Genomic DNA, 21,624 nt, shown 5'->3' on the forward strand with positions numbered 1-21,624 from the left:
GCGCGGGTGGATTGACGGCGCGACGGGGCCCGTCCACCCCCATATGCGACAAGCGGAAAAGTCGATCATGAGTACGTTCACGATCAGGCACTATCGAGCTGCGAACCTGCCGGCGGAACTGCGTGACGGTCTGTCCGACGACGCGCTGGTCAGCGTCACCGTGGAGGAGGAGAAGCGTCCCACGGCACGGCCGGCCGACACACCGGCTGCCCCTTCGACGCCTCATGATCGGCAGATCGAGCTGTTCGAGGACCTTGTGCGCCGGACCCGCAACCATGCGGCACGGTCGCAAGGCCTCGACCGCGACGAACCGGTCCGACGCATCCGTGAATTGCGCGACGAGTGGCGCGATTGAATGCCGACCGCGTGCCTCTACATCGATGCGAACGTGTTCATCGCCATGGTGGAACGGTCCGGTCGCGAGAGCGAGGCGCTGATCGACCTCTTTCGCGCCGGTCGCCGGCAGGACAGAATTTCGTTCGTGACCAGTGAGCTTTCGATCGCAGAGGTTCTCGTCAAGCCGCTTCGCGACCGGGACGAGAGCCTGACTGAGCTTTATCTGCAATGGATCGGGCCAAGCGCCGGCGTCGAGCCGCAGCCGGTCGATCGCGAGACCCTGATCTCGGCCGCCGACCTTCGCGCAGCGAGCCCTGCGCTCAAGCTGCCCGACACCATCCATCTGGCCACCGCCATGCGCTGCCGGTGCAGCAGCGCTCTGACCTTTGACAAACGCTGGTCGGCCGCAGCGCCATTGCTGAAGGAATGCCGGCTGATCGAACCGGAGGGCGACGCCCTGACCGAACTCGCCGCGGAGCTGTCGCAATGACGGCCCCGCTCCTGTCCGTCCGCGACCTGTCCGTCGCCTTCAAGCAGGGCGCGGCCGAGACGCTGGCCGTCGACCGCGTGTCGTTCGACATCGCCCGCGGCGAGACGGTCGCGCTGGTCGGCGAATCGGGCTCGGGCAAGTCGGTCACCGCGCTGTCGGTGCTCAAGCTGCTGCCCTACCCGGCGGCGAGCCACCCATCGGGCACGATCACCTTCGGCGGCGAGAACCTGTTGACCGGCGACGAGAAGGCGCTGAGACGGGTGCGCGGCAACCGGATCACGATGATCTTCCAGGAGCCGATGACCTCGCTCAACCCGCTGCACAGCATCGAGAAGCAGATCGGCGAGATCCTCAAGCTGCACCGCGGCATGGGCGAGCAGGCGGCGCGCAGGCGCATCGTGGAGCTGCTCGAGGAGGTCGGCATCGCCGAGCCGGAGAAGCGGCTCGACGCCTTCCCGCACCAGCTTTCCGGCGGTCAGCGCCAGCGCGTGATGATCGCCATGGCGCTCGCCAACGAGCCGGAGCTGCTGATCGCCGACGAGCCGACGACGGCGCTCGACGTCACCGTGCAGGCGCAGATCCTCGAGCTCCTGGCGCGGCTGCGGGCGCGCAACGACATGGCCATGCTGTTCATCACCCACGACCTCGGCATCGTGCGCAAGGTGGCCGACCGGGTGTGCGTGATGACCGAGGGACGGATCGTCGAGCACGGACCGACGGCGCGCATCTTCGACGCGCCGGAGCACCCCTACACGCGCCACCTGATCGAATCGGAGCCGCGCGGCAAGCCGCTCGCGGTGGCCGCCGACGCGCCGACCGTGATGCAGGGCGAGGACGTGCGCGTGTGGTTCCCGATCAAGCGCGGCTTCCTGCGGCGCACCGTCGACCACGTCAAGGCGGTCGACGGCATCGACGTCAGCGTGCGGGCCGGGCAGACGCTCGGCATCGTCGGCGAATCGGGCTCCGGCAAGACGACGCTCGGCTTGGCGCTGACGCGGCTGATCGGCTCGGACGGGGCGATCCGCTTCGCCGACCGGCCGATCGACACGCTGTCGCTGCGCGCCATGCGGCCGCTGCGGCGCGAGATCCAGGTGGTCTTCCAGGACCCGTTCGGCTCGCTCAGCCCGCGCATGTCGGTCGCCGAGATCATCGAGGAGGGGCTGCGCGTCCACGAGCCGCGCCTCAAGCCCGACGAGCGCGACGCCATGGTGGTCGACGCGCTGCGCGAGGTCGAGCTCGAGCCCGCGACGCGCTTCCGCTATCCGCACGAGTTCTCCGGCGGCCAGCGCCAGCGCATCGCCATCGCTCGCGCCATGGTGCTCAAGCCGCGCTTCGTGATGCTCGACGAGCCCACCTCGGCGCTCGACATGAGCGTCCAGGCGCAGGTGGTCGACCTGCTGCGCGAGCTGCAGCGGCGCCATTCGCTCGCCTATCTGTTCATCAGCCACGACCTCAAGGTGGTGCGCGCGCTGGCCGACGAGGTGATCGTCATGCGCGGCGGCAAGGTGGTTGAGGCGGGCGCCGCCGGGCAGATCTTCGAGGCGCCGCGCACCGACTACACCCGCGCCCTGATCGCCGCGGCCTTCGACATCGCGACCGCGCCGGCCGGCGTCGTCAGCCAGTAACACCGATCCCGACCGGAGGACTCCATGCCCGACAAAGCGGCCGACCGCGTTCTGCTTTCCGTCACCGGCTTCAACCCGCAGCGCTGGTACGAGCTGCTGTCGGCCGAGCGGCCGGTGGTGCTTGAACCCGACGGCGCCGCCGACCCGACGATCCGCTATGCGGTGGTCTGGAAGCAGCCGGCCGGCATCCTCGCCGGCCTGCCCAATCTCGAGGTCATCTTCTCGGTCGGCGCCGGGGTCGACCACATCTTCGCCGATCCGCACGTGCCCGACGTGCCGATCGTGCGCGTGGTGGCCGACAACCTGACCCAGTACATGATCGAATACGTCGCCTGGCGGGTGCTCGACCATCACCGCCAGGGCCGCACCTACCGCGACCAGCAGCGGCGCAAGGTGTGGCACGAGCCGCGCCAGCCGGCCGCCGACGAGGTGTCGGTCGGCATCATGGGACTCGGCGAGCTCGGCCGCGCCGCGGCGCGCGCCCTGCTGACGCTCGGTTTCCGGGTCAACGGCTGGAGCCGCTCGCCGCGCGAGATGGACGGCGTGCGCTGCTTCGCCGGCCAGGACGGGCTGACGCCGTTCCTCAACGCCACCGACATCCTGGTCGTGCTGCTGCCGCTGACGCCGGCCACCGAGGGCATCGTCGACCACGCCGTCCTGTCGCGGCTGCGGCAGGACGGGCCGCTCGGCGGCCCCTGCCTGATCAACGCCGGGCGCGGCAGGCTGCAGCGCGAGGCCGACATCCTGCGCGCGCTCGACGAGGGGCTGCTCAAGGAGGCGAGCCTCGACGTCTTCGAGGCCGAGCCGCTGGCCGCCGACAGCCCGCTGTGGACGCATCCGCGGGTCTTCCTCACGCCGCACGCGGCCGCGACCTCGGACCCGGCGCATCTGGTGCCGCCGATGCTCGCCCAGATGGCCGCCTACGAGCGCGGCGAGGCGCTGGAAAACCTGGTCGACCGCCAGGCCGGCTACTGAGCCGCGGTCAGCCCGGCCGGCGGTAGCCGGTCGGCGCGCCGAACAGCGGCGCGATGCGGGCGACGGCGCGCTCCAGCGGCTCGTGCGAGACGAGCATGGTGGCGCCGTTGGCGTGCAGCGCGTTGGCCGCGTCGGTCATGATCGCGACATGGCCCGTCCAGAACACGAGATCGCCGCGCGCCAGCCCCTTGGCCGGGTCGACGGCCACGCCGATCTGCGCCTGCAGGTCGGAGTCGCGCGGCACCGTACGCCCGGCCATGCGCATGGCGAGCTGCACCAGCCCCGAGCAGTCGATGCCGAAGCCGCTGGTGCCGCCCCACAGATAGGGCGCCATGGCGAGCGTCTCGGCGACGGCGACATAGTCGCCCGCCGGCTCGCCCGCCGGGCGCAAATGGCCGGCGACCATCGCGCCGCCCTCGGCGAGCAGCGCATAGCGCGTGCCGCGCGTCTCGGTGACATCCGTCACCGTCACGCCGCTGCCCAGCGAGCGCTCGGCCAGCCGCGGCGCCTTGAGGTCGGCGACGGGGTAGACGAAGCTGCGCGGCACCGCCACCACATGGCTCGCGCGCGGCCCCGGCGGCGCCAGCGCTGCGGCCGGCAGGTAGCCGACATAGCCGTCGACGGCGGCCTGCACCCAGGCCCAGCCGCCGGCCGCGTCGAACACGGTGACGGCATCGCCGCAGAGGAGCTGGGTGTCGATGCCGGCCGCCGCCTCCGGCCGCGGCCTGAGATCGGCCACCGCGGTGGCGACGCGCGCCGGCCGGCCGGCGACGAAGCGCGCCGCCTCGACCCGGCCCTGCAGCCGGGCATCGGCGAGATCGGGCCGGTAGGCGTTGAGCCGGCGGTCGGGCGCGGTCATGCCGGCAGCTCCGCGGCCGCGGCGATGACGCCGTCGCCGAAGCGCTCGACGAACAGCGCCCCCTCCACCGTGCGGCGCACCAGAACGTTGCGCCGGTCGGCGGCGTCGCGATGGCGCGACACCAGCTTGAGGGCGCCCATGGTGTCGAGCGCGCGGGTGATGACCGGCTTGGTGACGCCGAGCCGGGCGGCCAGGCCGCGCACCGTGTGCGGCGGCGGATCGAGATAGATGGTCAGCAGGATCGCCATCTGGCGCATCGTCAGGTCGGGCCGGCCGGACTGCACCTCGGCCAGGTTGACTGCCTGCCAGAGACGCAGCGCCTGGCTCGGTCGCAGGGTGATCGGCATCCGGGCGGCCCCGCCTCGTTTCGGTACCGTTCCATTCAAGCGGGAAAGCGCGGCGGCCGCAAGGGGGTCAGCCGCCGTAGCGCCGCGCCAGCACGCGCTCGATGGCGCGGATGCCCTGCGCCTCGCCGCCGACCGGCGCGTGCGGGCGCTCGTTGGGGTTCCAGGCGAAGATGTCGAGATGCGCCCAGCGCGGCGTCTTCTCCACGAAGCGGCGCAGGAACAGCGCCGCCGTCACCGAGCCGGCGAAGCCGTCGGAGGTGACGTTGCCGATGTCGGCCACGCGCGAGCGCAGGCGCGCCTCGTAGGGCCGCCACAGCGGCATGCGCCACAGCGGGTCGGCGACCGCGTCGGCGGCCTCCGCGAGGTCGGCGGCGAGCGCCTCGTCGTCGGTGTAGAAGGGCGGCAGGTCGGGGCCGAGCGCGACGCGCGCGGCGCCCGTCAGCGTCGCCATGTCGACGATCAGCTCCGGCGCCTCCTCGTCGGCCAGCGCCAGCGCGTCGGCCAGCACCAGGCGACCCTCGGCGTCGGTGTTGCCGATCTCGACAGTCAGGCCCTTGCGGCTGGTCAGCACGTCGCCCGGCCGGAAGGCGTTGCCGGCGATCGCGTTCTCGACGGCCGGCACGAGCACGCGCAGGCGCACCGGCAGCCTGGCGGCCATCACCATCGCGGCGAGACCCAGCACGTTGGCCGCGCCGCCCATGTCCTTCTTCATCAGGAGCATGCCGCTCGCCGGCTTGATGTCGAGCCCGCCGGTGTCGAAGCACACACCCTTGCCGACCAGCGTCACGCGCGGCGCCGATTTCGGCCCCCAGCTCATGTCGATCAGGCGCGGCGCCTCGGCCGCGGCGCGGCCGACGGCGTGGATCATCGGCAGGTTCTTCTTGAGCAGCGCCTCGCCTCTGGTCACCGCCACGCTCGCCTTGTGGCGGCGGGCGAGCGTGCGCACCGCCGCCTCCAGCGCATCGGGTCCCATGTCGCTGGCCGGCGTGTTGACCAGGTCGCGGGCGAGACGCACGCCATCGGCCGACCGGCGCACCGCGTCGGCGTCGACCTCGGCCGGAACGGCGAAGCGCAGCGCCCGCCGCGGCACCGCGCGGTAGCGGTCGAAGACGTAGCTGCCGAGCAGCAGCCCGAGCACGGCGAGGTCGGGGCGCGCCGGCGGCGCGGCGAAATGCCAGTCGCCGGCCGGCAGGGCGCGCGCCAGACGGCCGGTCGCCAGCGGATGCGCCCGCTCCGACTTGCCGAGCCCGTAGAAGGCGCCGGCCAGGCCGCCGTCCTCGCCCGGAACGGTGAGCAGCGCGCCCTCCTCGCCCTTGAAGCCGTTGGCGCGCGCCCAGCCGCACGCGCGCGCATCCGCGCCGCTGTCGGCGAGCGCCTCGTCGGACACGAGATAGACCGGCCGCGAGGCGCGGCTGCGGCGGGCGAGCAGTTCGAGCGACATGCGATCCTTCCCCGGGCTTGCCGGCGCCGGACGGCCCTTAACCGTCCGTTAGGGTTAACAGAATACTTCTCGGGCGAAGTGGCGGCCGGCTGCCGGCCGCATCCGGCGACAGAGGGTTTTCCACATGTTGACCAATCACCGCGCGAATGCAACCGCCCGGCGCCTGACGGCGACGGCGGCCGTCCTCGTTCTCGCGACGGCGCTGGCCGGCTGCGCCAACGGCCGGCTGACCACCGGCTCGGTCGACCGCAAGTCGGCGCGCCCGGTGGCCGCCATGTCGGCCGGTCAGCTCGACAAGGCGGCCGACTCGCTCGGCAGCGCCTATGCGCGCAATCCCAAGGACAAGGCGGTGGCCATGCGCTACGCCAGCGTGCTGCAGATGAACGGACGCACCGAGCAGTCGCTCGCCGTGATGCGCAAGCTCGCCATCGACTATCCCAAGGAACGCCAGGTGCTCGCCGCCTACGGCAAGGCGCTGGCGGCGGCCGGCGAGCTGGAGGCCGCGCTCGACGCGGTGCGCCGCGCGCAGACGCCGGAATATCCCGACTGGAAGCTCTTGTCGGCCGAGGGCGCCATCCTCGACCAGCTCGGCCAGCCGCAGGAGGCGCGCGCGCTCTACCGCCGGGCGCTCGACCTCCAGCCGAACGAGGCCTCGATCCTGTCGAACCTCGGCATGTCGCACCTGCTCGAGGGCGACCTGAAGGCCTCCGAATCCTACATGCGCCAGGCGGCCTCGGCGAACGGGGCGGACAGCCGCGTGCGCCAGAACCTGGCCCTCGTCGTCGGCCTGCAGGGCCGCTTCGAGGAGGCCGAGACGATCGCCCGGCAGGAGCTGTCGGCCGACCAGGCGCGCGCCAACGTCGCCTATCTGCGCAACATGCTGGCGCAGCAGAACGCCTGGAACCAGCTCTCCGACGAGGAAAAGCCGCGCGCGACCAACTGACGGCGGACCCGCCGCCCCGCCCGCCGGCGCGGCCGGCCGGGGCATGCGCGGACGGCGCGCCCCGGCGGGGTCCGACGGCGCTTTCGCCATCTGCGAAGACCTGCCGGGGGTCGGCCGCTGCGATCCGCGCGCGCCGGCGTTGTGGCGCGCCCCGCAGCCGGCGCGACGTCGCCGTTCCGTCGCATGGTCGTTCGCGAAAGAAGCGGACGCGCCCGCCCGGCGCCGTCGGCCAGCGGCGCCCCGGACCTCAGAAGATGCCGCGCTCGCTCACCTGGATGCCGGCCGGGCCGAGAATGACGGCGAACAGCACCGGCAGGAAGAACAGGATCATCGGCACCGTCAGCTTGGGCGGCAGGGCGGCCGCCTTCTTCTCAGCCGCGTGCATGCGCATGTCGCGGCTCTCGTTGGCCAAGACGCGCAGCGCGTGGCTGACGGGCGTGCCGTAGCGCTCGGCCTGGATCAGCGCCTGGGCGACGCTCTTGACCGATTCGAGCCCGGTGCGGCCGGCGAGGTTCTCGTAGGCCTGGCGGCGCTCCTGCAGGAAGGACAGCTCGGCATTGGTGAGCACGAACTCCTCGGCGAGCTCGACCGACTGGGCGCCGATCTCGTCGGCCACGCGGCGGAAGGCCGCCTCGATCGACATGCCCGATTCCACGCAGATCAGCAGCAGGTCGAGCGCGTCGGGCCAGGCGGTCTGGATCGACTGCTTGCGCTTGCTCGCCCGGTTGGAGACGTAGAGCACCGGCGCGTAGAAGCCGGCATAGGCGACCAGAATGCACACGAACAGCTTGATGAAGAAGGGCTGCTCGGCCAGGCCGCCGAGCAGGAAAACGTAGACGGCGGCGAGCGCGAAGCCGACGAAGGGCAGCACGAGGCGGAAGAACAGGAAGCGCGTCATCGGGTTCTGGCCGCGGAAGCCGGCCATCTTCAGCTTGCTGATCGTCGCCTCGTCGACCAGCGCGCGGCGCAGGTCGAGGCGGTCTACGAGCTTGCGCATGCCGGCCGATTCCTGCTCGCGCAGGCCCTTGCGCCGGCGGTCGGCCTCGGCGGCGAGCCGCGCGCGCTGCTTGGCGCGCAGCTCCTCGCGCTCGAGCGCCACCGTCTTCATGCGCGATTTCAGGACGTCGCCGCCGAAGGCCGGCAGCAGCGTGAAGACCGTCGCGAACACCGCCACGCTGACCAGCAGCGCCAGCAGGAAGGCAGGGTCGGAGATGGACTTGACGATCGCGTCGGTCATCGCGTCAGACCTCGAAGTTCATCATCTTGCGCATGACGAAGATGCCCATCGACATCCAGATCGCCGAGATGCCCAGGATCATGTGGCCGGCGCTCGTGGTGAACAGCGGCATGATGTAGTTGGGGCTGGACAGGTAGACGAGGAAGGCGACGATGAAGGGCAGCGCGCCGATGATGATGGCCGACGCCTTGGCCTCCATCGACAGCGCCTGCACCTTGGCCTTCATCTTCTTGCGGTCGCGCAGCACGCGCGACAGGTTGGCGAGCGCTTCCGACAGATTGCCGCCGGCCTGCTGCTGGATCTGGATGACGATGCCGAAGAAGCTCGCCTCGGGGCACGGCATGGTCTCGGCCATGCGCATGGCGGCCTCCGGCGTCGACAGGCCGAGCTGCTGCGATTCGATGATGCGGCGGAACTCCGTGCGCACCGGCTCGCGCGCCTCGCTGGCGATCAGCCGGATGCCGTCGTTGAGCGGCAGGCCCGACTTGACGGCGCGCACGATGACGTCGAGCGCATTGGGGAACTCGTCGAGAAACGCCTTCACACGGCGCGTGCGCTTGAAGGAGACGAACCAGCGCGGCAGGCCGAACGCGCCGGCCAGCAGCGCGCCGGGCACGACCAGCAGCGGCGCCCCGGCGAGGAAGGCGAGCAGCGCGACGAGCACGCCGCAGATCGCCGAATAGACGTAGAAGCGCTCGATCGGCACCGACATGCCGGCCTGGCGGAGCTGGATCTTGAGCGGCGGCTTGCGCACCGAGCGGTCGCGCAGCTTCTGCTTGTCCTCCAGGTCCTTGAGCGAATCCTGGATCGACTTGCGGCGCTTGGCGACCTCGGCGAGGCGGTCGCGCGAGGCCTTGACCTTGGCCCGGTCGGTCTCCGCCTTCTTGATCGTCTCGAGCCGCTTGCCCGCCTTCTGCTCGTTCTCGATGCGGGTGAACAATAGCGCATAGGCGATCGCCCCGGCGCTGATCGCGGCCAGGGCGACGAAGGCCAGAACCGTTCCGTCAAGACCGAACATCGCGTCGCGCCCTCACCGCCTCAATCGACCTTCTTGTCCATCTGCTCGAGGGCGGCGGCCAGCCGCTGCTCCTCGCCGTAGTAGCGGGCGCGCTCCCAGAAATGCGGCCGGCCGATGCCGGTCGACACGTGGTCGCCGAGGATGCGGCCCTGCGCGTCCTCGCCCTTCATGTTGTAGAGGATGAGGTCCTGGGTGATGATGACGTCGCCCTCCATGCCGACCACCTCGGTGACATGGGTGATGCGGCGCGAGCCGTCGCGCAGGCGCGCGGCCTGGATGACGATGTCGACAGAGCCGACGATCATCTCGCGCACGGTCTTCTGCGGCAGCGCGTAGCCGCCCATGGCGATCATCGATTCGATGCGGCTCAGGCATTCGCGCGGGCTGTTGGCGTGGATCGTCCCCATCGAGCCGTCGTGGCCGGTGTTCATCGCCTGCAGGAGGTCGAAGACCTCCGGTCCGCGCACCTCGCCGACGACGATGCGCTCGGGCCGCATGCGCAGGCAGTTCTTCACCAGGTCGCGCATGGTCACCTCGCCCTCGCCCTCCAGGTTGGGCGGGCGCGTCTCCAGGCGCACGACGTGCGGCTGCTGGAGCTGCAGCTCGGCCGAATCCTCGCAGGTGATGACGCGCTCGTCCTTGTCGATGTAGCTCGTCAGGCAGTTGAGCAGCGTCGTCTTGCCCGAGCCCGTGCCGCCGGAGATGACGACGTTGCAGCGCACGCGGCCGATGATCTTGAGGATCTCGGCGCCGGCGGGCGAGATCGCGCCGTACTTGACGAGCTGGTCGAGGGTCAGCTTGTCCTTCTTGAACTTGCGGATCGTCAGCGTCGCGCCGTCGATCGCCAGCGGCGGCGCGATGACGTTGACGCGGCTGCCGTCGGGCAGGCGCGCGTCGCAGATCGGGCTCGACTCGTCGACGCGGCGGCCGACCTGGCTGACGATGCGCTGGCAGATGTTGAGGAGCTGCTGGTTGTCGCGGAAGCGCACATTGGTGCGCTCGACCTTGCCGTTGACCTCGATGTAGACCTGCTTGGCGCCGTTGACCATGATGTCGGCGATGTCGTCGCGCGCCAGCAGCGGCTCGAGCGGACCGTAGCCCAGCACGTCGTTGCAGATGTCCTCGAGCAGTTCCTCCTGCTCGGAGATCGTCATCGCGAAGTTCTTGATCGCGATGATGTCGTTGACGATGTCGCGGATCTCCTCGCGCGCGCTGTCGGGCTCCAGCTTGGAAAGCTGCGACAGGTCGATCGTGTCGATCAGCGCCGAGAACACCTGGCTCTTGGTGTCGTAGTAGCTCTCGTTGCGCTCGCGCTGCGGATAGCGCGGCGCGGCCGGCGGCGGCGGGGGCGGCGGCGACGGCTGCTCGCGCGCGACGCGCGGCTCGGCCGCCGGGCGCGGCGCCAGGGCGGTGTCGGCGGACGCCGGATCGGCCGCCGGCGGGCGCGGCTGGTGATCGCGGTCCGCATCGTGCTGCGGCGGCCGCGGGGCGACCAGGTCGCCCGCCTCGCGCGGGCCGCCGACGTTTCCTCGTCTGCCAAACATCGTGGAGCCGCCTAGCCTCGGTTCACTTCTTCAGCTTGAGCCGGTCGAGCAGGGCGCCCAGTCCCGGCTTCTTCCTGGCCTTGATCTCGCGGCGGCCGGTCAGGACATGGGCGAGCTCGTTGATCGTCTGGACGATCGGGCTCTTCGCATCCATCTCGCCCAGCATGCGGCCGTTGTTCGCGGCATTGCCGAAGAGCTGCGGCTCGAACGGGATGACGGCGACCGGCTCGAGCTCGAGCGGCTCGGCGAAGTCGGCCGCCGAGATCTCCGGCCGCTTGGGCACGCCCGCCTGGTTGACGATCAGCCGGGGCGGGCCGTCGTTCGGGCGCAGCTTGCGCAGCGTGTCGATCAGGTTCTTGGTGTTGCGCAGGTTGGCGAGCTCCGGCGTCGCGGTGATCACCACCTCGTCGGCCTGGGCGAGCGTCGTCTTGGTCCAGCCCGTCCACATGTGCGGCACGTCGAGCACCAGGAGCGGCGCGCTGCGCTGGGCGACGTCGATGATCTGGCTGAACGCCTCGGCGTCGAAGTCGTAGACCCGGTCGAGCGTCGAGGGCGCGGCGAGCAGCGACAGATGCTCGGCGCACTGCGACAGCAGCCGGTCGAGATAGACCTCGTCGATGCGCTCGGGCGCGAAGACCGCCTCGGCGATGCCCTGGGCGGGGTCCTGGTCGAAATTGATGTTGGCGGTGCCGAAGGCGAGGTCGAGGTCGGCCACCACCACCTCGTTGTCGAACAGCGACGACATCGCCCAGGCGACGTTGTGGGCGATCGTCGAGGAGCCGACGCCGCCCTTGGCGCCGACGAAGGCGACCGAGCGGCCGAGCGGCTCGGCTTCCGGGTCGACGAAGATCGAGGCGATGACGGTGACGATGTCGGCCATCGAGATCGGCGCCACGACGTATTCCGACACGCCGGCGCGGATCAGCTCGCGGTAGAGCCACACGTCGTTGTAATGGCCGATCACCACCACCTTGGAGCTCGGGTCGCAGACCTCGGCGAGCTGCTCGAGCAGGCCGAGGATCTCCTTCGGCTCGGCCCGCGTCTCGACGACGATGAGGTTGGGCGTCGAGGCTGTCTGGTAGAACTCGATGGCGGTCGGAATGCCGCCCATGTGCACCTTCAGGTGCGCCTTGGCCATGCGCCGGTCCTCGCCGGCGCGCTCGATCGGCGCGGCCACGGCCTCGGTCTCGCAGAAGGCCTGGACCGAGATGCGCGGCACCGGGCGCAGCGTCTGGAACGCGCTCTCGTCGACGCCGTGCGGCGTCTCGTCGGTCTCGCTTTCGAAAGCCAGGTTGGTCATGTCGTCGTGCCTCTCAAGCCGCCCCGCGGCGGTCCGGCTGTCGCTAGTAGGTGGTGATCGGGACCAGCTCGGCCCTCGGCTCCTTGTTCTTGTAGCGGTCGATCGCCACGCCGCGGTTCTCCGCGTCGATCGGCGTCTGCCGGCGCGGGCCGAGGAAGTCGTTCGGGTTGGCCACCTGCGCGGCCAGGTTGTTCTGGTAGGCGCAGCCGAAATTGGCGTAGTGCTTGTTGTCGGTGGTCTGCAGCAGGTCGTCCGGCCAGCGCCCGCACGGTCCGGTGGAGGCCTGCATGACCGCATAGGACAGCCGGATCGGCGCGTCGGCCTGCGGCGCGGCGGCGGTGTAGGACTGCACCACGATGTGGCCGTCCGGCACGCCGCGCCGGCGCATCACGGCGGCCACGTCGTCGGCGACGCGCAGCGCGGCGGCGGCATTGGCCGAGCCGGACGGAACGAGCACCCCGACATAGGGCGAGGCGCGCCCGTCATAGCGCGCGACGAAGCCCTCGACCGCCGCCTTCTGGTCGTAGGTCAGGCCGTTCGCGGTCGGGCCGACCGGCAGGTCGAGCACCTTCTCGCTCTCGGAGATCACGATCGGGTGGTTGGTGCGGTAGTCGTCGGGAACCGAGCCGACGATCACGCTGTCGCGCTTGGCCATGGCGCAGCCCGACAGGAGGGCGGCGGCGGCGAGTGCGGCGAGCGGCAGGGCGAGCCGGCCGGCGCGCCGGCGCGGCGACTTCGTCAACAGCATGTCGGACATGGCGGCCGATCCCCCGATCACTTGTAGATGTAGCCGACCACGCCGTGGTAGCGGCCGTTCGGCTTGTTGGTCTTCATCGTGCCGTAGACGCGGTTGACGCGGCCGAGGAACATGCCGGCGCCGTCGCTCGCGGCGTTGAAGTTGTCGTCCGGCCGGGCGAGCTCGTTGCGCGCCACCGGCCGCGCCAGGTAGGGCGTGACGAGGATGACGAGCTCGGTCTCGTTGCGCACGAAGTCGCGGCTGCGGAACAGCGTGCCGAGCACCGGCAGCTTGGACAGCCCCGGCAGGCCGTTGACCGCCTGGCGCACGTCGTCGCGCACCAGGCCGGCGATCATCATCGAGCCGCCCGACGGCAGCTCGACCGTGGTGTCTGCGAGCCGCTTGCGGATCGACAGGAAGTTGGCGCCGGCGCGCTCGAGGCCGGCCGACAGCGCCACCGAGCCCTCGCTCGTCGGCTCGGAGACCTGCGTGCGCACCTTCAGGCTGATGCGGCCCGGCGACAGCACCACCGGCTTGAACTCCAGGCCGATGCCGTATTCGAGGCGCTGGATGTCATAGGTGAGCTGGCCGGTGTCGGCGTCGACCTCCTGGCCGGTGATCAGGCTGAACTCGCCGCCGACGCGGAAGCTCGCCTGCTCGCCGGAGACCGCCGTCAGCGTCGGCTCGGCCAGCGTCTTCATAACGCCGGCCTGCTCCATGGCGTTGAGATAGGCGTCGATGTCGGTGCCGCCGAGCGCGAGCTGCGAGGGCGACAGCGGCTTGCCGAGGCCGAAATAGTTGTCGGAGATGGCGCCCCACGAGATGCCGTCGAAGCTGCCCTGGCCGATCAGGTTGACGCCGAGCTGCTTCATCACCGAGCGGCTGACCTCGGCCACCGTCACCTTGAGCGTGACCTGATCCTCGCCGATGATCTTGAGCAGGTTGACGATGCGGCTGGTGCGGCGCTCGGAGTCCGGGTTATTGATGGCCACGCCGCCGCCGTCGGTCGGCGCGGCGGCGGTCTGCGCGTACTGGCCCGTCGTCGCCTCGCCGCCGCTGACGAAGATCTGCGCGAGCTGGGCGGCGCGCGAGGCGTCGAGCGGCGTCTCCACCGTGCCGGTCAGCACCACGTTGTCGTTGACCAGCTCGACGGTGATGTCGGAATCGGGGATGAAGCGGCGCAGATAGTCCTCCAGCCCGGCGACGTCGCGCTCGACGTCGATGTCGAGGCTGGCGATCTGCTCGCCATTCGGCCCGAAGACGAAGATGTTGGTCTGGCCGACCTGCTTGCCGAACAGATAGATGCGCCGCGAGGTGCGCGTCACCGCGTCGGCCACCGCCGGGTTGGCGACCAGGATGTCGTAGGCGTCGCGCGGCAGGTCGACGACGATCGACTTGTTGAGCCCGAGCTTGATGCGCTGGCTCGCGGTCGAGGCGCCGACCTGCACCTGGCCGGCCTGGGCGACGCCGGGCGACAGCGCCGGCGGCACCGCCGCGGTCGCCATCAGCAGGGCCAGGGCGCCGGTGCAGGCGAGCGCGGTGCGGCGCAGCCCCGAGAACCGGGCGAGCGGAGTGGTCGTCGCGTCGTGAGTCATTTCCGGGCCCCCACCTCGGATACCTCGCCCGACTTGATCAGGCGGATCGTGTTGCCGCGGCCGGTGCCCGAGACCAGGTAGGTGCCGACGTCCTCGGCGTTCTCCTGGGTGTCGGTGATCGGCCGCAGCGCCAGCGTCAGCCGGTCGGCGAGCTGCTGGGCGACGGTGATGACCTCGGCCTGCGAGGGGGTGAGCTCCAGCGTCGCGGTCTCGCCGACCTTGACGCGTCGCCCCTCCTCGTCCTCCTGGATCGTCTGGTCGATCGCCAGCACGCGGATGTTCTTGAGAATGGTCTCGGTGATGAAGCCTTCCGTCCCGGTCGCGTTCTGCGAGCGGCGGGTCATGATCACGTCGACGAAGTCGTTGGGCAGGATGAAGCCGCCGGCCGAGGTGTCGGCGGCGATCTGCGTGGCCACCGCGCGCTTGCCGGACGGCAGGATCGACGACATCAGGCTCTGGCCCTCGCCAATCAGCTTGGAGCGGCGCAGCGGCTCGCCCTCGAGCAGCCGCACGCGGGCCACCGAGTTCTGCAAGGCCTCGATCGCCTCGGGCTCGCTGTCGCGGGTGATGAAGCTGTCGTTGATGCCGGCGGCCGGCCAAGACTGCCACTCCAGCGCGCTGCCGAGCGTCGCGCCCATCGGCACGTCCTCGCCGATCACGAGCACCTCGGCCAGCTTGATCGCCGGCTCCTGCGGGCGCGATTCCACGACGATCTGCTGCGGCGGCGCCGCCACCATGTTCTTGGCGATGTATCCCGCGCCCACCGCTGCCACCATGGCAACGCCCAGAATCACAAGTCGGGATGTGCTCATCGGTCCGGACCTCGTACTCGGCATTCCGCTACGCCGGACCGACAGTGCGGGCGGAATCGTCAAATTAGGGTTAATGGCCGCCTTACAATCGTGATTAATTTAAAGTTTAGCGACCGGCCGGACGCGGCGGTGCGCCGGCGCCTGCCGGCTCAGCCGGCGGCCAGCGTCGCGAAGGCCCAGCGCATCAGCGCGGTGTCGGGATAGACCAGCAGCCCGGCCAGGCCGAGCGCGATGCCGTAGGGGATGCCCGCCTTCTGGTCGGCGAAGTGGCGCAGGAAGACGTTGGTCCCGGTCAGCGCCGAGACCGGCGAGTTGCGGAACTTCAGGAGCAGCAGCGTCAGCGCGCCGCCGATGAAGGCGGAGAAGACGAGATACTCGACGAGCTCGATGCCGAGCCCCATCCACACCGCCGTGGCGGCGAGCAGCTTGGCGTCGCCGCCGCCCATGCCGCCGACGGCGAACAGCGTGAAGGTGACCGCCAGCACCGCCAGTCCGGCGGCGAAATGCAGGCCGTAGAGGCTCCAGTCCATGCCGGTGAGCGGCGCGATCACCGCGAAGGCGCCGACCAGGAGCAGCGACACGCGGTTGGCGATCGTCATCGACAGCATGTCGGAGACGGCGGCGAAGGCCATGCAAAAGGGAAAGACGACGAGGATGGCGGCGACGAGCATCGCGGGCTTGTCCCTGCTTCAACAATGCGGGCCCGAGCCTAGCGCGCCCGCGCTTAAACAAAGGTGAAGTGCGGCCGCCCGGCGATCGCGGAAAAAAGAGAAGGCCGCCTCCCGGCAGGGAAGCGGCCGTCGAAGTGCGTCGGGCGGAACCGCCCGAAGGCTCAGCTCGCCGAGTAGTCGAGTTCCTTGGCGATGTTCTTGAACTGGTTGTCCAGCGCGTTGCCCAGCGTACCGGCGCCGACCATGATGGCGAGCGCGATCAGGGCGGCGATCAGGCCATACTCGATGGCGGTCGCGCCGGATTCGTCCTTCGCAAAGCGTGCAAAGATCTTGGACATGAGAGAGCTCCTTACTCCACGTTTAACAGCACTTCCGTCAACGGTTCTGGCGTGTCGATCGGATGTCCGGGACGCTACAGGGAAGCTGTTGCAATCGGCTTAACAAACAGCATTACCGAAACCTTGACCCCGGCCGGCGGCTTGCGTGGTTAATGTGCCGCTAAGCTGCTTGCGCGCGCGCGTGCCGCCCGGCCGGGTCGCGGAGCCGGCGCGGACGCGCACCGCCGGCCGCCCGGCGGGGCGGCGCTTAACGCTTGGTTCACCAATCTCCTTCATCCTCCGTTGAGGAGATCGAACCCGAGGAGGCCCCGATGGCTGGCGCCAAGCATCTTCTTGCCCGCACGGGCCTGGCCGCCGTCGCCTGCGCGACGCTGATCGCCGCGGGCGCGGCCGCGCGCGCGGAGACGGCCATCGAGGTGGTGATGAACCAGGCCAAGATCGTGCGCATCGCCCGGCCGGCCGACACCATCGTCATCGGCAACCCCGAGATCGCCGACGCCTCGGTGCAGGACGCCACGACCATCGTGCTGACCGGCCGCGGTTTCGGCGTCACCAACCTCGTCATCCTCGACGCGGAAGGAAACCCGATCGTCGACGAGCAGGTGGTGGTGTCGCGCCAGACGGCGAACTCGGTGCGCGTCTACCGCCGCGCCGACGTGCAGACCCTGTCGTGCACGCCCTACTGCGAGAGCTCCTACAAGACGGAAGCCGAGCGCATGTCCGAGATGGAGATGAGCACCAGCCAGTAGGCCGCGACGCCGGACGGCGTGCGGCGGTCCTCGCCCGATGTCGCGGCCGCCGGCATTCGTCCGCGGCGCCGGCGCAGCGGCGCGACCGGCCATCGTTTGCGGCCGGTAAACGCGCCCGGGCGCATTCGAGCGGTTCTCAAAACGGGAATGCAACGCGGACGCGCTAGTGTGCCTGCAAGACCGCATCAGCAGGGATCGGGGCACGGGACGATGGCCGCAGCCAGGACAAAGCGCGTGGACAGCCTCCGCAGGCTGGTCGGCCGGATGCCGGGCCTGCGCCGCTTCGGCGCCGACCGCAGCGGCGCCACGGCGATCGAGTTCACGCTCCTGGCGATCCCGTTCTCGCTGCTGCTGTTCGCCATCCTGGAAAGCTGCATCTCCTTCGCCGGCCAGCAACTGCTGGCCAACGCCACCGACGACGTGGCGCGCAAGCTGCGCACCGGCCAGATCAAGGCCGCCGAGGTCAACGAGGGCATGCTGCGCACGCTGATCTGCGAGCGCATCGACCTTCTGGTCGCCGACGACTGCCCGGAGCTCGAGGTCGACCTGCGCGAGTTCACCACCTTCGAGGAGGCGGCCAAGGTGCGCGTCCGGCTGACCGCCGACGGCGACATCGACACCTCCGACTTCGCCGTCGATCCCGGCCCGTCGATGTCGAAGAACATGCTGCGCGTGTTCTACCGCTGGCCGGTGATGACCGATTTCATGCGCAAGTCGATGTCGAACCTGAAGGACGACAAGACGCTGCTGTTCGCCACCGTCACCTGGCAGAACGAGCCGTTCGACGACTAGCCCAGCGCCGAGGACCGACGAGGCCATGACCGACATCTCCTTCCCGTCCCTCACCCGCCGCCTCGGCGCCCTGGCGCGCCGCTGGCGCGGCGACCGGCGCGGCGTGGCGGCGGTCGAGTTCGCCTTCATCGCGCCGGTGCTGCTGTCGCTCTACTTCGTCACCATGGAGGTCGCCCAGGGCATCGAGGCCAACAAGAAGGTGAGCCGCGTCGGCAGCATGGTGGCCGACCTCGTCACGCAGCAGCAGACGACCTCGCGCACCGAGCTCGACGCCATCATGAAGATCGGCGAATCCATCCTGCAGCCCTACAACCGCTCGCGGCCGAAGATCGTCATCACCGCCATCGAGGTGACCGACGAGGACACGCCGAAGGTCAAGGTCGTGTGGTCGCGCAAGGTGGTCGACGGCACCTACAGCGCCGACGCCGCACCCGGCACCACGGCGAGCGTGCCGGAAAAGCTCAAGACGCGCGGCACCTTCCTGGTGCGCGTGGAAAGCTATCTCGACTACTCGCCGGTCATCACCTGGACGGCGGGGCAGAAGGAAACGCTCGGCCTGGCGGCGGCCTTCGACGGCATCGCCATGCGCGAGACCTACTATCTGCGCCCGCGCATGAGCCAGAGCATCGCCTGCGCCGACTGCTGAGCGAGCACGGCGCCGCGTAGCTGCGGCGAGATCGATGAGACGGCAGCGGCCGGCCGCGAAAGCCGCTTCACAGTTTTCGGCCGCATGGTCTATGTGTGTGCGGGTTTTCGGCCGCGAGGCATCCGATGGCGCGCGCATTCCTCTTCGTTCTCGATTCCTTCGGCATCGGCCATGCCGGCGATGCCGCGCGCTTCGGCGACGCCGGCGCCGACACCTACGGCCACATCCTGGCGGCCTGCGCCGAGGGGCGCGGCGACCGCGCCGGCCTGCGCCAGGGGCCGCTGCGACTGCCTGCCCTGCGCGCGCTCGGCCTCGACCACGCCGCCGCCATCGCCGCCGGCAGCCGCCTGCCGGAGGGCGGCGACGCGGCGCCGCGCGGCTTCTTCGGCGCCGCCGAGGAGCGCTCGAGCGGCAAGGACACGCCGTCCGGCCACTGGGAGATCGCCGGCGTTCCGGTGCCCTTCGACTGGGGCTACTTTCCCGAGACGGTGCCGGCCTTCCCGCAGGACCTGACGGCGGCGATCGTGGCGGAGGCCGACCTGCCCGGCATCCTCGGCAACCGGCATGCCTCGGGCACCGAGATCATCGCCGCGCTCGGCGAGGAGCACATCGCGAGCGGCAAGCCGATCTGCTACACCTCGGCCGACTCCGTCTTCCAGATCGCCGCGCACGAGACGCATTTCGGCCTCGAACGGCTCTACCGGCTGTGCGAGACGGTGCGCCGGCTGGTCGATCCGCTGATGATCGGCCGCGTCATCGCGCGGCCCTTCGTCGGCGACAGCGCGGCCACCTTCGAGCGCACCGCCAACCGGCGCGACTATGCCGTGCCGCCGCCCGAGCCGACGCTGCTCGACCGGGTGGAGGCGGCCGGCGGGCGCGTCTTCGGCATCGGCAAGATCGGCGACATCTTCGCCCACGAGGGCGTCACCACGGTGCGCAAGGCGGCCGGCAACATGGCGCTGTTCGACGCCGCGCTCGCCGCCATGGCCGAGGCACGGCCGGGCGACCTGGTGTTCGCCAACTTCGTCGACTTCGACACGCTGTACGGCCACCGGCGCGACGTGGCGGGCTACGCCGCCGCGCTCGAGGCCTTCGACCGGCGGCTGCCGGAGGCGCTCGCCGCGCTGGTGCCCGGCGACCTCCTGGTGCTGACGGCCGACCATGGCTGCGACCCGACCTGGCGCGGCACCGACCACACGCGCGAGCGCGTGCCGGTGCTCGGCACCGGGCCGGGGCTGGCGAGCGGTCCGGTCGGGCTGCGCGCGAGCTTCGCCGACATCGGCGAGACGGTCGCCGCGCATCTCGGCCTGGCGCCGGGGCCGCACGGCACCGGCTTCCACGCCGTGATCGCCGCCGATGCCTGAGCTGCCCGAGGTCGAGACGGTCCGGCGCGGCCTGCAGCCGGCGATGGAGGGCGCGCGCATCCGGCGCGTCGACCAGAACCGGCCGGACCTGCGCTTCCCCTTCCCGCCCGGCTTCGCCGAGCGGCTGGCCGGGCGCCGCGTGCTGTCGCTCGGCCGGCGGGCGAAGTACCTCGTCGCCCATCTCGACGACGCGACGGCGCTTCTGTGCCACCTCGGCATGAGCGGCTCGTTCCGCATCGAGGCACAGGACGACGCGGTGCTGCCCGGCCGCTTCCACCACGCCCGCAGCAAGGACGCGCGGCACGACCACGTCGTCTTCCACCTGGAGACGGAGACCGGCACGCGGCTCAAGGTGGTGTTCAACGACCCGCGCCGCTTCGGCTTCATGGCGCTCGCCGAGGCGGCCGCGCTCGATACCCATCCGCTGCTCGCCGGCCTCGGCGTCGAGCCGACGGGCAACGCGCTCGACGGGGCGCTGCTCGCCGGCCTGATGGCCGGCCGGCGCATGCCGCTCAAGGCGGCGCTGCTCGACCAGCGCCTCATCGCCGGCATCGGCAACATCTATGCCTGCGAGGCGCTGTGGCGCGCGCGGCTGTCGCCGCGCCGCCAGGCCGCCACGCTGGGCGGCCGGCCGGGCCGGCCGCCGGCGCGCGCGGTGCGGCTGGCCGAGGCGGTGCGCGCGGTGATCGCCGAGGCGATCGCGGCGGGCGGCTCGTCGCTGCGCGACCACGTGCAGACCGACGGCTCGCTCGGCTACTTCCAGCACAGCTTCAGCGTCTACGACCGCGCCGGAGAGCCGTGCCGGCGGCCCGGCTGCCACGGCACCGTGCAGCGCATCGTCCAGTCGGGACGCTCGACTTTCTATTGCCCGGTCTGCCAGCGATAGGCTATGCGGCAGACGGGCCTGAGGAGAGGGACAGCCATGGCATACGAGACGATCCTTGTGGAGACCCGCGGCCGTGTCGGCCTCATCACGCTCAACCGGCCGAAGGCCCTCAACGCGCTCAACACCCAGGTGATGGACGAGATCGTCCGCGCGCTCGAGGGCTTCGACGACAACACCAAGATCGGCGCCGTCGTCATCACCGGCTCCGAGAAGGCGTTCGCTGCCGGGGCGGACATCAAGGAGATGCTGCCCAAGAGCTACATCGAGGCCTACATGGAGGACTTCTTCGCCGGCTGGGAGGCGGCCACGCGCACCCGCAAGCCGGTGATCGCGGCCGTGGCCGGCTACGCGCTCGGCGGCGGCTGCGAGCTCGCCATGATGTGCGACTTCATCATCGCGGCCGAGAACGCCAAGTTCGGCCAGCCGGAGATCACCCTCGGCGTGATGCCCGGCATGGGCGGCTCACAGCGCCTGACCCGCTTCGTCGGCAAGTCGAAGGCGATGGAGATGTGCCTGACCGGGCGCACGATGGACGCCGCGGAGGCCGAGCGCGCCGGCCTCGTCTCGCGTGTCGTGCCGACCGGCGAGCTGATCGAGGACGCGCTCAAGACGGCCGAGAAGATCGCCGAGTTCTCGATGCCGGCGGTGATGATGACCAAGGAGGCGGTCAACCGCGCCTACGAGACGACGCTCGCCGAGGGCCTGCGCTTCGAACGCCGCGTCTTCCACGCGATGTTCGCGCTCGACGACCAGAAGGAGGGCATGACCGCCTTCACCGAGAAGCGCTCGGCCAGCTTCAAGAACCGCTGAGCGGCGCAGCGGCCTGCCCACGGCAGTGAATCCGGGTTAACGCGGCAAGGGCTGGAGGATGTGAGCGAGGTATTGGTTGTTTCTGGCAGCGCGTTTTCTGCGCAGTCTGA

General features: G+C 70.5%; 23 protein-coding genes. 11 read left to right on the top strand and 12 right to left on the bottom strand.

The genetic code is table 11. The annotated features are described in order from the left end of the window. The first annotated feature begins 67 nt into the window (after positions 1-67). Genes N1F89_RS13980 through N1F89_RS13995 form a run of 4 tightly spaced genes read left to right on the top strand, consistent with a single transcriptional unit; the run spans position 68 to position 3,426 of the window. A complete protein-coding gene (locus N1F89_RS13980) occupies positions 68-355 on the top strand; it encodes a hypothetical protein (RefSeq protein ID WP_290084785.1) in 288 nt (95 codons plus the stop codon). Then, on the top strand, positions 356-826 hold the full coding sequence (locus N1F89_RS13985; RefSeq protein ID WP_290084786.1) for a type II toxin-antitoxin system VapC family toxin: 471 nt from the start codon (positions 356-358) through the stop codon (positions 824-826). It abuts the gene before it with no gap. Beyond that, positions 823-2,451 carry an ABC transporter ATP-binding protein gene (locus N1F89_RS13990; RefSeq protein WP_290084787.1) on the top strand — a complete coding sequence of 543 codons (1,629 nt, stop codon included), beginning with the start codon at positions 823-825 and terminating at the stop codon, positions 2,449-2,451. The genes N1F89_RS13985 and N1F89_RS13990 overlap by 4 nt, the downstream gene beginning before the upstream one ends. 24 nt (positions 2,452-2,475) lie before the next feature. Next, positions 2,476-3,426 (top strand): glyoxylate/hydroxypyruvate reductase A, encoded by a 951-nt coding sequence (locus N1F89_RS13995; RefSeq protein WP_290084788.1) that lies wholly within the window; start codon positions 2,476-2,478, stop codon positions 3,424-3,426. Positions 3,427-3,433: 7 nt separating this feature from the next. Here the strand turns inward: N1F89_RS13995 and N1F89_RS14000 are convergent, their stop codons facing one another. The 3 genes from N1F89_RS14000 to N1F89_RS14010 all read right to left on the bottom strand — a co-directional run bounded on the left by N1F89_RS14000 (position 3,434) and on the right by N1F89_RS14010 (position 6,073). Beyond that, complete coding sequence (locus tag N1F89_RS14000; RefSeq protein WP_290084789.1) at positions 3,434-4,285, bottom strand: NlpC/P60 family protein; 852 nt, start codon at positions 4,283-4,285, stop codon at positions 3,434-3,436. After that, positions 4,282-4,632 carry a MarR family winged helix-turn-helix transcriptional regulator gene (locus N1F89_RS14005; protein WP_290084790.1) on the bottom strand — a complete coding sequence of 117 codons (351 nt, stop codon included), beginning with the start codon at positions 4,630-4,632 and terminating at the stop codon, positions 4,282-4,284. Before N1F89_RS14005 ends, N1F89_RS14000 begins: the two co-directional genes overlap by 4 nt. 67 nt (positions 4,633-4,699) lie before the next feature. Continuing rightward, complete coding sequence (locus N1F89_RS14010) at positions 4,700-6,073, bottom strand: leucyl aminopeptidase family protein (RefSeq protein ID WP_290084791.1); 1,374 nt, start codon at positions 6,071-6,073, stop codon at positions 4,700-4,702. Positions 6,074-6,197: 124 nt separating this feature from the next. On the opposite strand from N1F89_RS14010, the gene N1F89_RS14015 reads away from it, so the two are divergent. Then, the gene (locus N1F89_RS14015) at positions 6,198-7,016 is read left to right on the top strand and encodes a tetratricopeptide repeat protein (protein WP_290084793.1); all 819 of its coding nucleotides are present in this window, start codon (positions 6,198-6,200) and stop codon (positions 7,014-7,016) included. Between the two features lie 247 nt (positions 7,017-7,263). Here the strand turns inward: N1F89_RS14015 and N1F89_RS14020 are convergent, their stop codons facing one another. From N1F89_RS14020 to N1F89_RS14060, 9 genes are all read right to left on the bottom strand, one after another. Continuing rightward, entirely contained in the window at positions 7,264-8,253 is a 990-nt protein-coding gene (locus N1F89_RS14020) for a type II secretion system F family protein (RefSeq protein WP_290084794.1), read from the bottom strand. Positions 8,254-8,257: 4 nt separating this feature from the next. After that, positions 8,258-9,271: a type II secretion system F family protein gene (locus tag N1F89_RS14025; protein WP_290084795.1), complete on the bottom strand. Its 1,014-nt coding sequence runs from the start codon at positions 9,269-9,271 to the stop codon at positions 8,258-8,260. A gap of 20 nt (positions 9,272-9,291) precedes the next feature. Beyond that, positions 9,292-10,815, bottom strand: a complete 1,524-nt coding sequence (locus tag N1F89_RS14030; RefSeq protein ID WP_290084796.1) for a CpaF family protein — start codon at positions 10,813-10,815, stop codon at positions 9,292-9,294. A 22-nt stretch (positions 10,816-10,837) separates the two neighbouring features. Then, positions 10,838-12,115, bottom strand: coding sequence for a CpaE family protein (locus tag N1F89_RS14035; protein ID WP_290084797.1), 1,278 nt, complete (start codon positions 12,113-12,115; stop codon positions 10,838-10,840). Between the two features lie 43 nt (positions 12,116-12,158). After that, entirely contained in the window at positions 12,159-12,872 is a 714-nt protein-coding gene (locus N1F89_RS14040) for a CpaD family pilus assembly lipoprotein (protein WP_354670328.1), read from the bottom strand. A gap of 17 nt (positions 12,873-12,889) precedes the next feature. Then, positions 12,890-14,356: a type II and III secretion system protein family protein gene (locus N1F89_RS14045; RefSeq protein WP_290084807.1), complete on the bottom strand. Its 1,467-nt coding sequence runs from the start codon at positions 14,354-14,356 to the stop codon at positions 12,890-12,892. Between the two features lie 86 nt (positions 14,357-14,442). Beyond that, positions 14,443-15,258: a Flp pilus assembly protein CpaB gene (cpaB, locus tag N1F89_RS14050; protein ID WP_290084798.1), complete on the bottom strand. Its 816-nt coding sequence runs from the start codon at positions 15,256-15,258 to the stop codon at positions 14,443-14,445. A 149-nt stretch (positions 15,259-15,407) separates the two neighbouring features. Then, positions 15,408-15,929: a prepilin peptidase gene (locus N1F89_RS14055; protein ID WP_290084799.1), complete on the bottom strand. Its 522-nt coding sequence runs from the start codon at positions 15,927-15,929 to the stop codon at positions 15,408-15,410. Between the two features lie 161 nt (positions 15,930-16,090). Next, complete coding sequence (locus N1F89_RS14060; protein ID WP_290084800.1) at positions 16,091-16,267, bottom strand: Flp family type IVb pilin; 177 nt, start codon at positions 16,265-16,267, stop codon at positions 16,091-16,093. A gap of 311 nt (positions 16,268-16,578) precedes the next feature. On the opposite strand from N1F89_RS14060, the gene N1F89_RS14065 reads away from it, so the two are divergent. The 6 genes from N1F89_RS14065 (at position 16,579) to N1F89_RS14090 (ending at position 21,514) form a co-directional block, all read left to right on the top strand. Beyond that, positions 16,579-17,016: a pilus assembly protein N-terminal domain-containing protein gene (locus N1F89_RS14065; RefSeq protein ID WP_290084801.1), complete on the top strand. Its 438-nt coding sequence runs from the start codon at positions 16,579-16,581 to the stop codon at positions 17,014-17,016. A gap of 264 nt (positions 17,017-17,280) precedes the next feature. Next, complete coding sequence (locus N1F89_RS14070; RefSeq protein ID WP_290084808.1) at positions 17,281-17,808, top strand: TadE/TadG family type IV pilus assembly protein; 528 nt, start codon at positions 17,281-17,283, stop codon at positions 17,806-17,808. A 25-nt stretch (positions 17,809-17,833) separates the two neighbouring features. Beyond that, positions 17,834-18,454, top strand: a complete 621-nt coding sequence (locus N1F89_RS14075; RefSeq protein WP_290084802.1) for a TadE/TadG family type IV pilus assembly protein — start codon at positions 17,834-17,836, stop codon at positions 18,452-18,454. 125 nt (positions 18,455-18,579) lie between these two features. After that, positions 18,580-19,818 carry a phosphopentomutase gene (locus N1F89_RS14080; RefSeq protein WP_290084803.1) on the top strand — a complete coding sequence of 413 codons (1,239 nt, stop codon included), beginning with the start codon at positions 18,580-18,582 and terminating at the stop codon, positions 19,816-19,818. Then, positions 19,811-20,704, top strand: a complete 894-nt coding sequence (gene mutM, locus N1F89_RS14085; protein WP_290084804.1) for a bifunctional DNA-formamidopyrimidine glycosylase/DNA-(apurinic or apyrimidinic site) lyase — start codon at positions 19,811-19,813, stop codon at positions 20,702-20,704. Before N1F89_RS14080 ends, mutM begins: the two co-directional genes overlap by 8 nt. A 36-nt stretch (positions 20,705-20,740) precedes the next feature. Beyond that, positions 20,741-21,514 (top strand): enoyl-CoA hydratase, encoded by a 774-nt coding sequence (locus tag N1F89_RS14090; RefSeq protein WP_290084805.1) that lies wholly within the window; start codon positions 20,741-20,743, stop codon positions 21,512-21,514. Positions 21,515-21,624 lie beyond the last annotated feature (110 nt).

The sequence above is a fragment of the Aquibium sp. A9E412 genome (assembly GCF_030398335.1).
In the GTDB taxonomy this organism is placed as follows: domain Bacteria; phylum Pseudomonadota; class Alphaproteobacteria; order Rhizobiales; family Rhizobiaceae; genus A9E412.

Coding starts and splice junctions, on each gene's coding strand:
- N1F89_RS14000 (WP_290084789.1), bottom strand. CDS start 4,285: ATGACCGCGCCCGACCGCCGGCTCAACGCCTACCGGCCCGATCTCGCC.
- N1F89_RS13990 (WP_290084787.1), top strand. CDS start 823: ATGACGGCCCCGCTCCTGTCCGTCCGCGACCTGTCCGTCGCCTTCAAG.
- N1F89_RS14025 (WP_290084795.1), bottom strand. CDS start 9,271: ATGTTCGGTCTTGACGGAACGGTTCTGGCCTTCGTCGCCCTGGCCGCG.
- N1F89_RS14035 (WP_290084797.1), bottom strand. CDS start 12,115: ATGACCAACCTGGCTTTCGAAAGCGAGACCGACGAGACGCCGCACGGC.
- N1F89_RS14015 (WP_290084793.1), top strand. CDS start 6,198: ATGTTGACCAATCACCGCGCGAATGCAACCGCCCGGCGCCTGACGGCG.
- N1F89_RS14080 (WP_290084803.1), top strand. CDS start 18,580: ATGGCGCGCGCATTCCTCTTCGTTCTCGATTCCTTCGGCATCGGCCAT.
- N1F89_RS14040 (WP_354670328.1), bottom strand. CDS start 12,872: ATGTCCGACATGCTGTTGACGAAGTCGCCGCGCCGGCGCGCCGGCCGG.
- N1F89_RS13985 (WP_290084786.1), top strand. CDS start 356: ATGCCGACCGCGTGCCTCTACATCGATGCGAACGTGTTCATCGCCATG.
- N1F89_RS14090 (WP_290084805.1), top strand. CDS start 20,741: ATGGCATACGAGACGATCCTTGTGGAGACCCGCGGCCGTGTCGGCCTC.
- mutM (WP_290084804.1), top strand. CDS start 19,811: ATGCCTGAGCTGCCCGAGGTCGAGACGGTCCGGCGCGGCCTGCAGCCG.
- N1F89_RS14045 (WP_290084807.1), bottom strand. CDS start 14,356: ATGGCGACCGCGGCGGTGCCGCCGGCGCTGTCGCCCGGCGTCGCCCAG.
- N1F89_RS14010 (WP_290084791.1), bottom strand. CDS start 6,073: ATGTCGCTCGAACTGCTCGCCCGCCGCAGCCGCGCCTCGCGGCCGGTC.
- N1F89_RS14020 (WP_290084794.1), bottom strand. CDS start 8,253: ATGACCGACGCGATCGTCAAGTCCATCTCCGACCCTGCCTTCCTGCTG.
- N1F89_RS14075 (WP_290084802.1), top strand. CDS start 17,834: ATGACCGACATCTCCTTCCCGTCCCTCACCCGCCGCCTCGGCGCCCTG.
- N1F89_RS13980 (WP_290084785.1), top strand. CDS start 68: ATGAGTACGTTCACGATCAGGCACTATCGAGCTGCGAACCTGCCGGCG.
- N1F89_RS13995 (WP_290084788.1), top strand. CDS start 2,476: ATGCCCGACAAAGCGGCCGACCGCGTTCTGCTTTCCGTCACCGGCTTC.
- N1F89_RS14055 (WP_290084799.1), bottom strand. CDS start 15,929: ATGCTCGTCGCCGCCATCCTCGTCGTCTTTCCCTTTTGCATGGCCTTC.
- N1F89_RS14070 (WP_290084808.1), top strand. CDS start 17,281: ATGCCGGGCCTGCGCCGCTTCGGCGCCGACCGCAGCGGCGCCACGGCG.
- N1F89_RS14065 (WP_290084801.1), top strand. CDS start 16,579: ATGGCTGGCGCCAAGCATCTTCTTGCCCGCACGGGCCTGGCCGCCGTC.
- N1F89_RS14060 (WP_290084800.1), bottom strand. CDS start 16,267: ATGTCCAAGATCTTTGCACGCTTTGCGAAGGACGAATCCGGCGCGACC.
- cpaB (WP_290084798.1), bottom strand. CDS start 15,258: ATGAGCACATCCCGACTTGTGATTCTGGGCGTTGCCATGGTGGCAGCG.
- N1F89_RS14005 (WP_290084790.1), bottom strand. CDS start 4,632: ATGCCGATCACCCTGCGACCGAGCCAGGCGCTGCGTCTCTGGCAGGCA.
- N1F89_RS14030 (WP_290084796.1), bottom strand. CDS start 10,815: ATGTTTGGCAGACGAGGAAACGTCGGCGGCCCGCGCGAGGCGGGCGAC.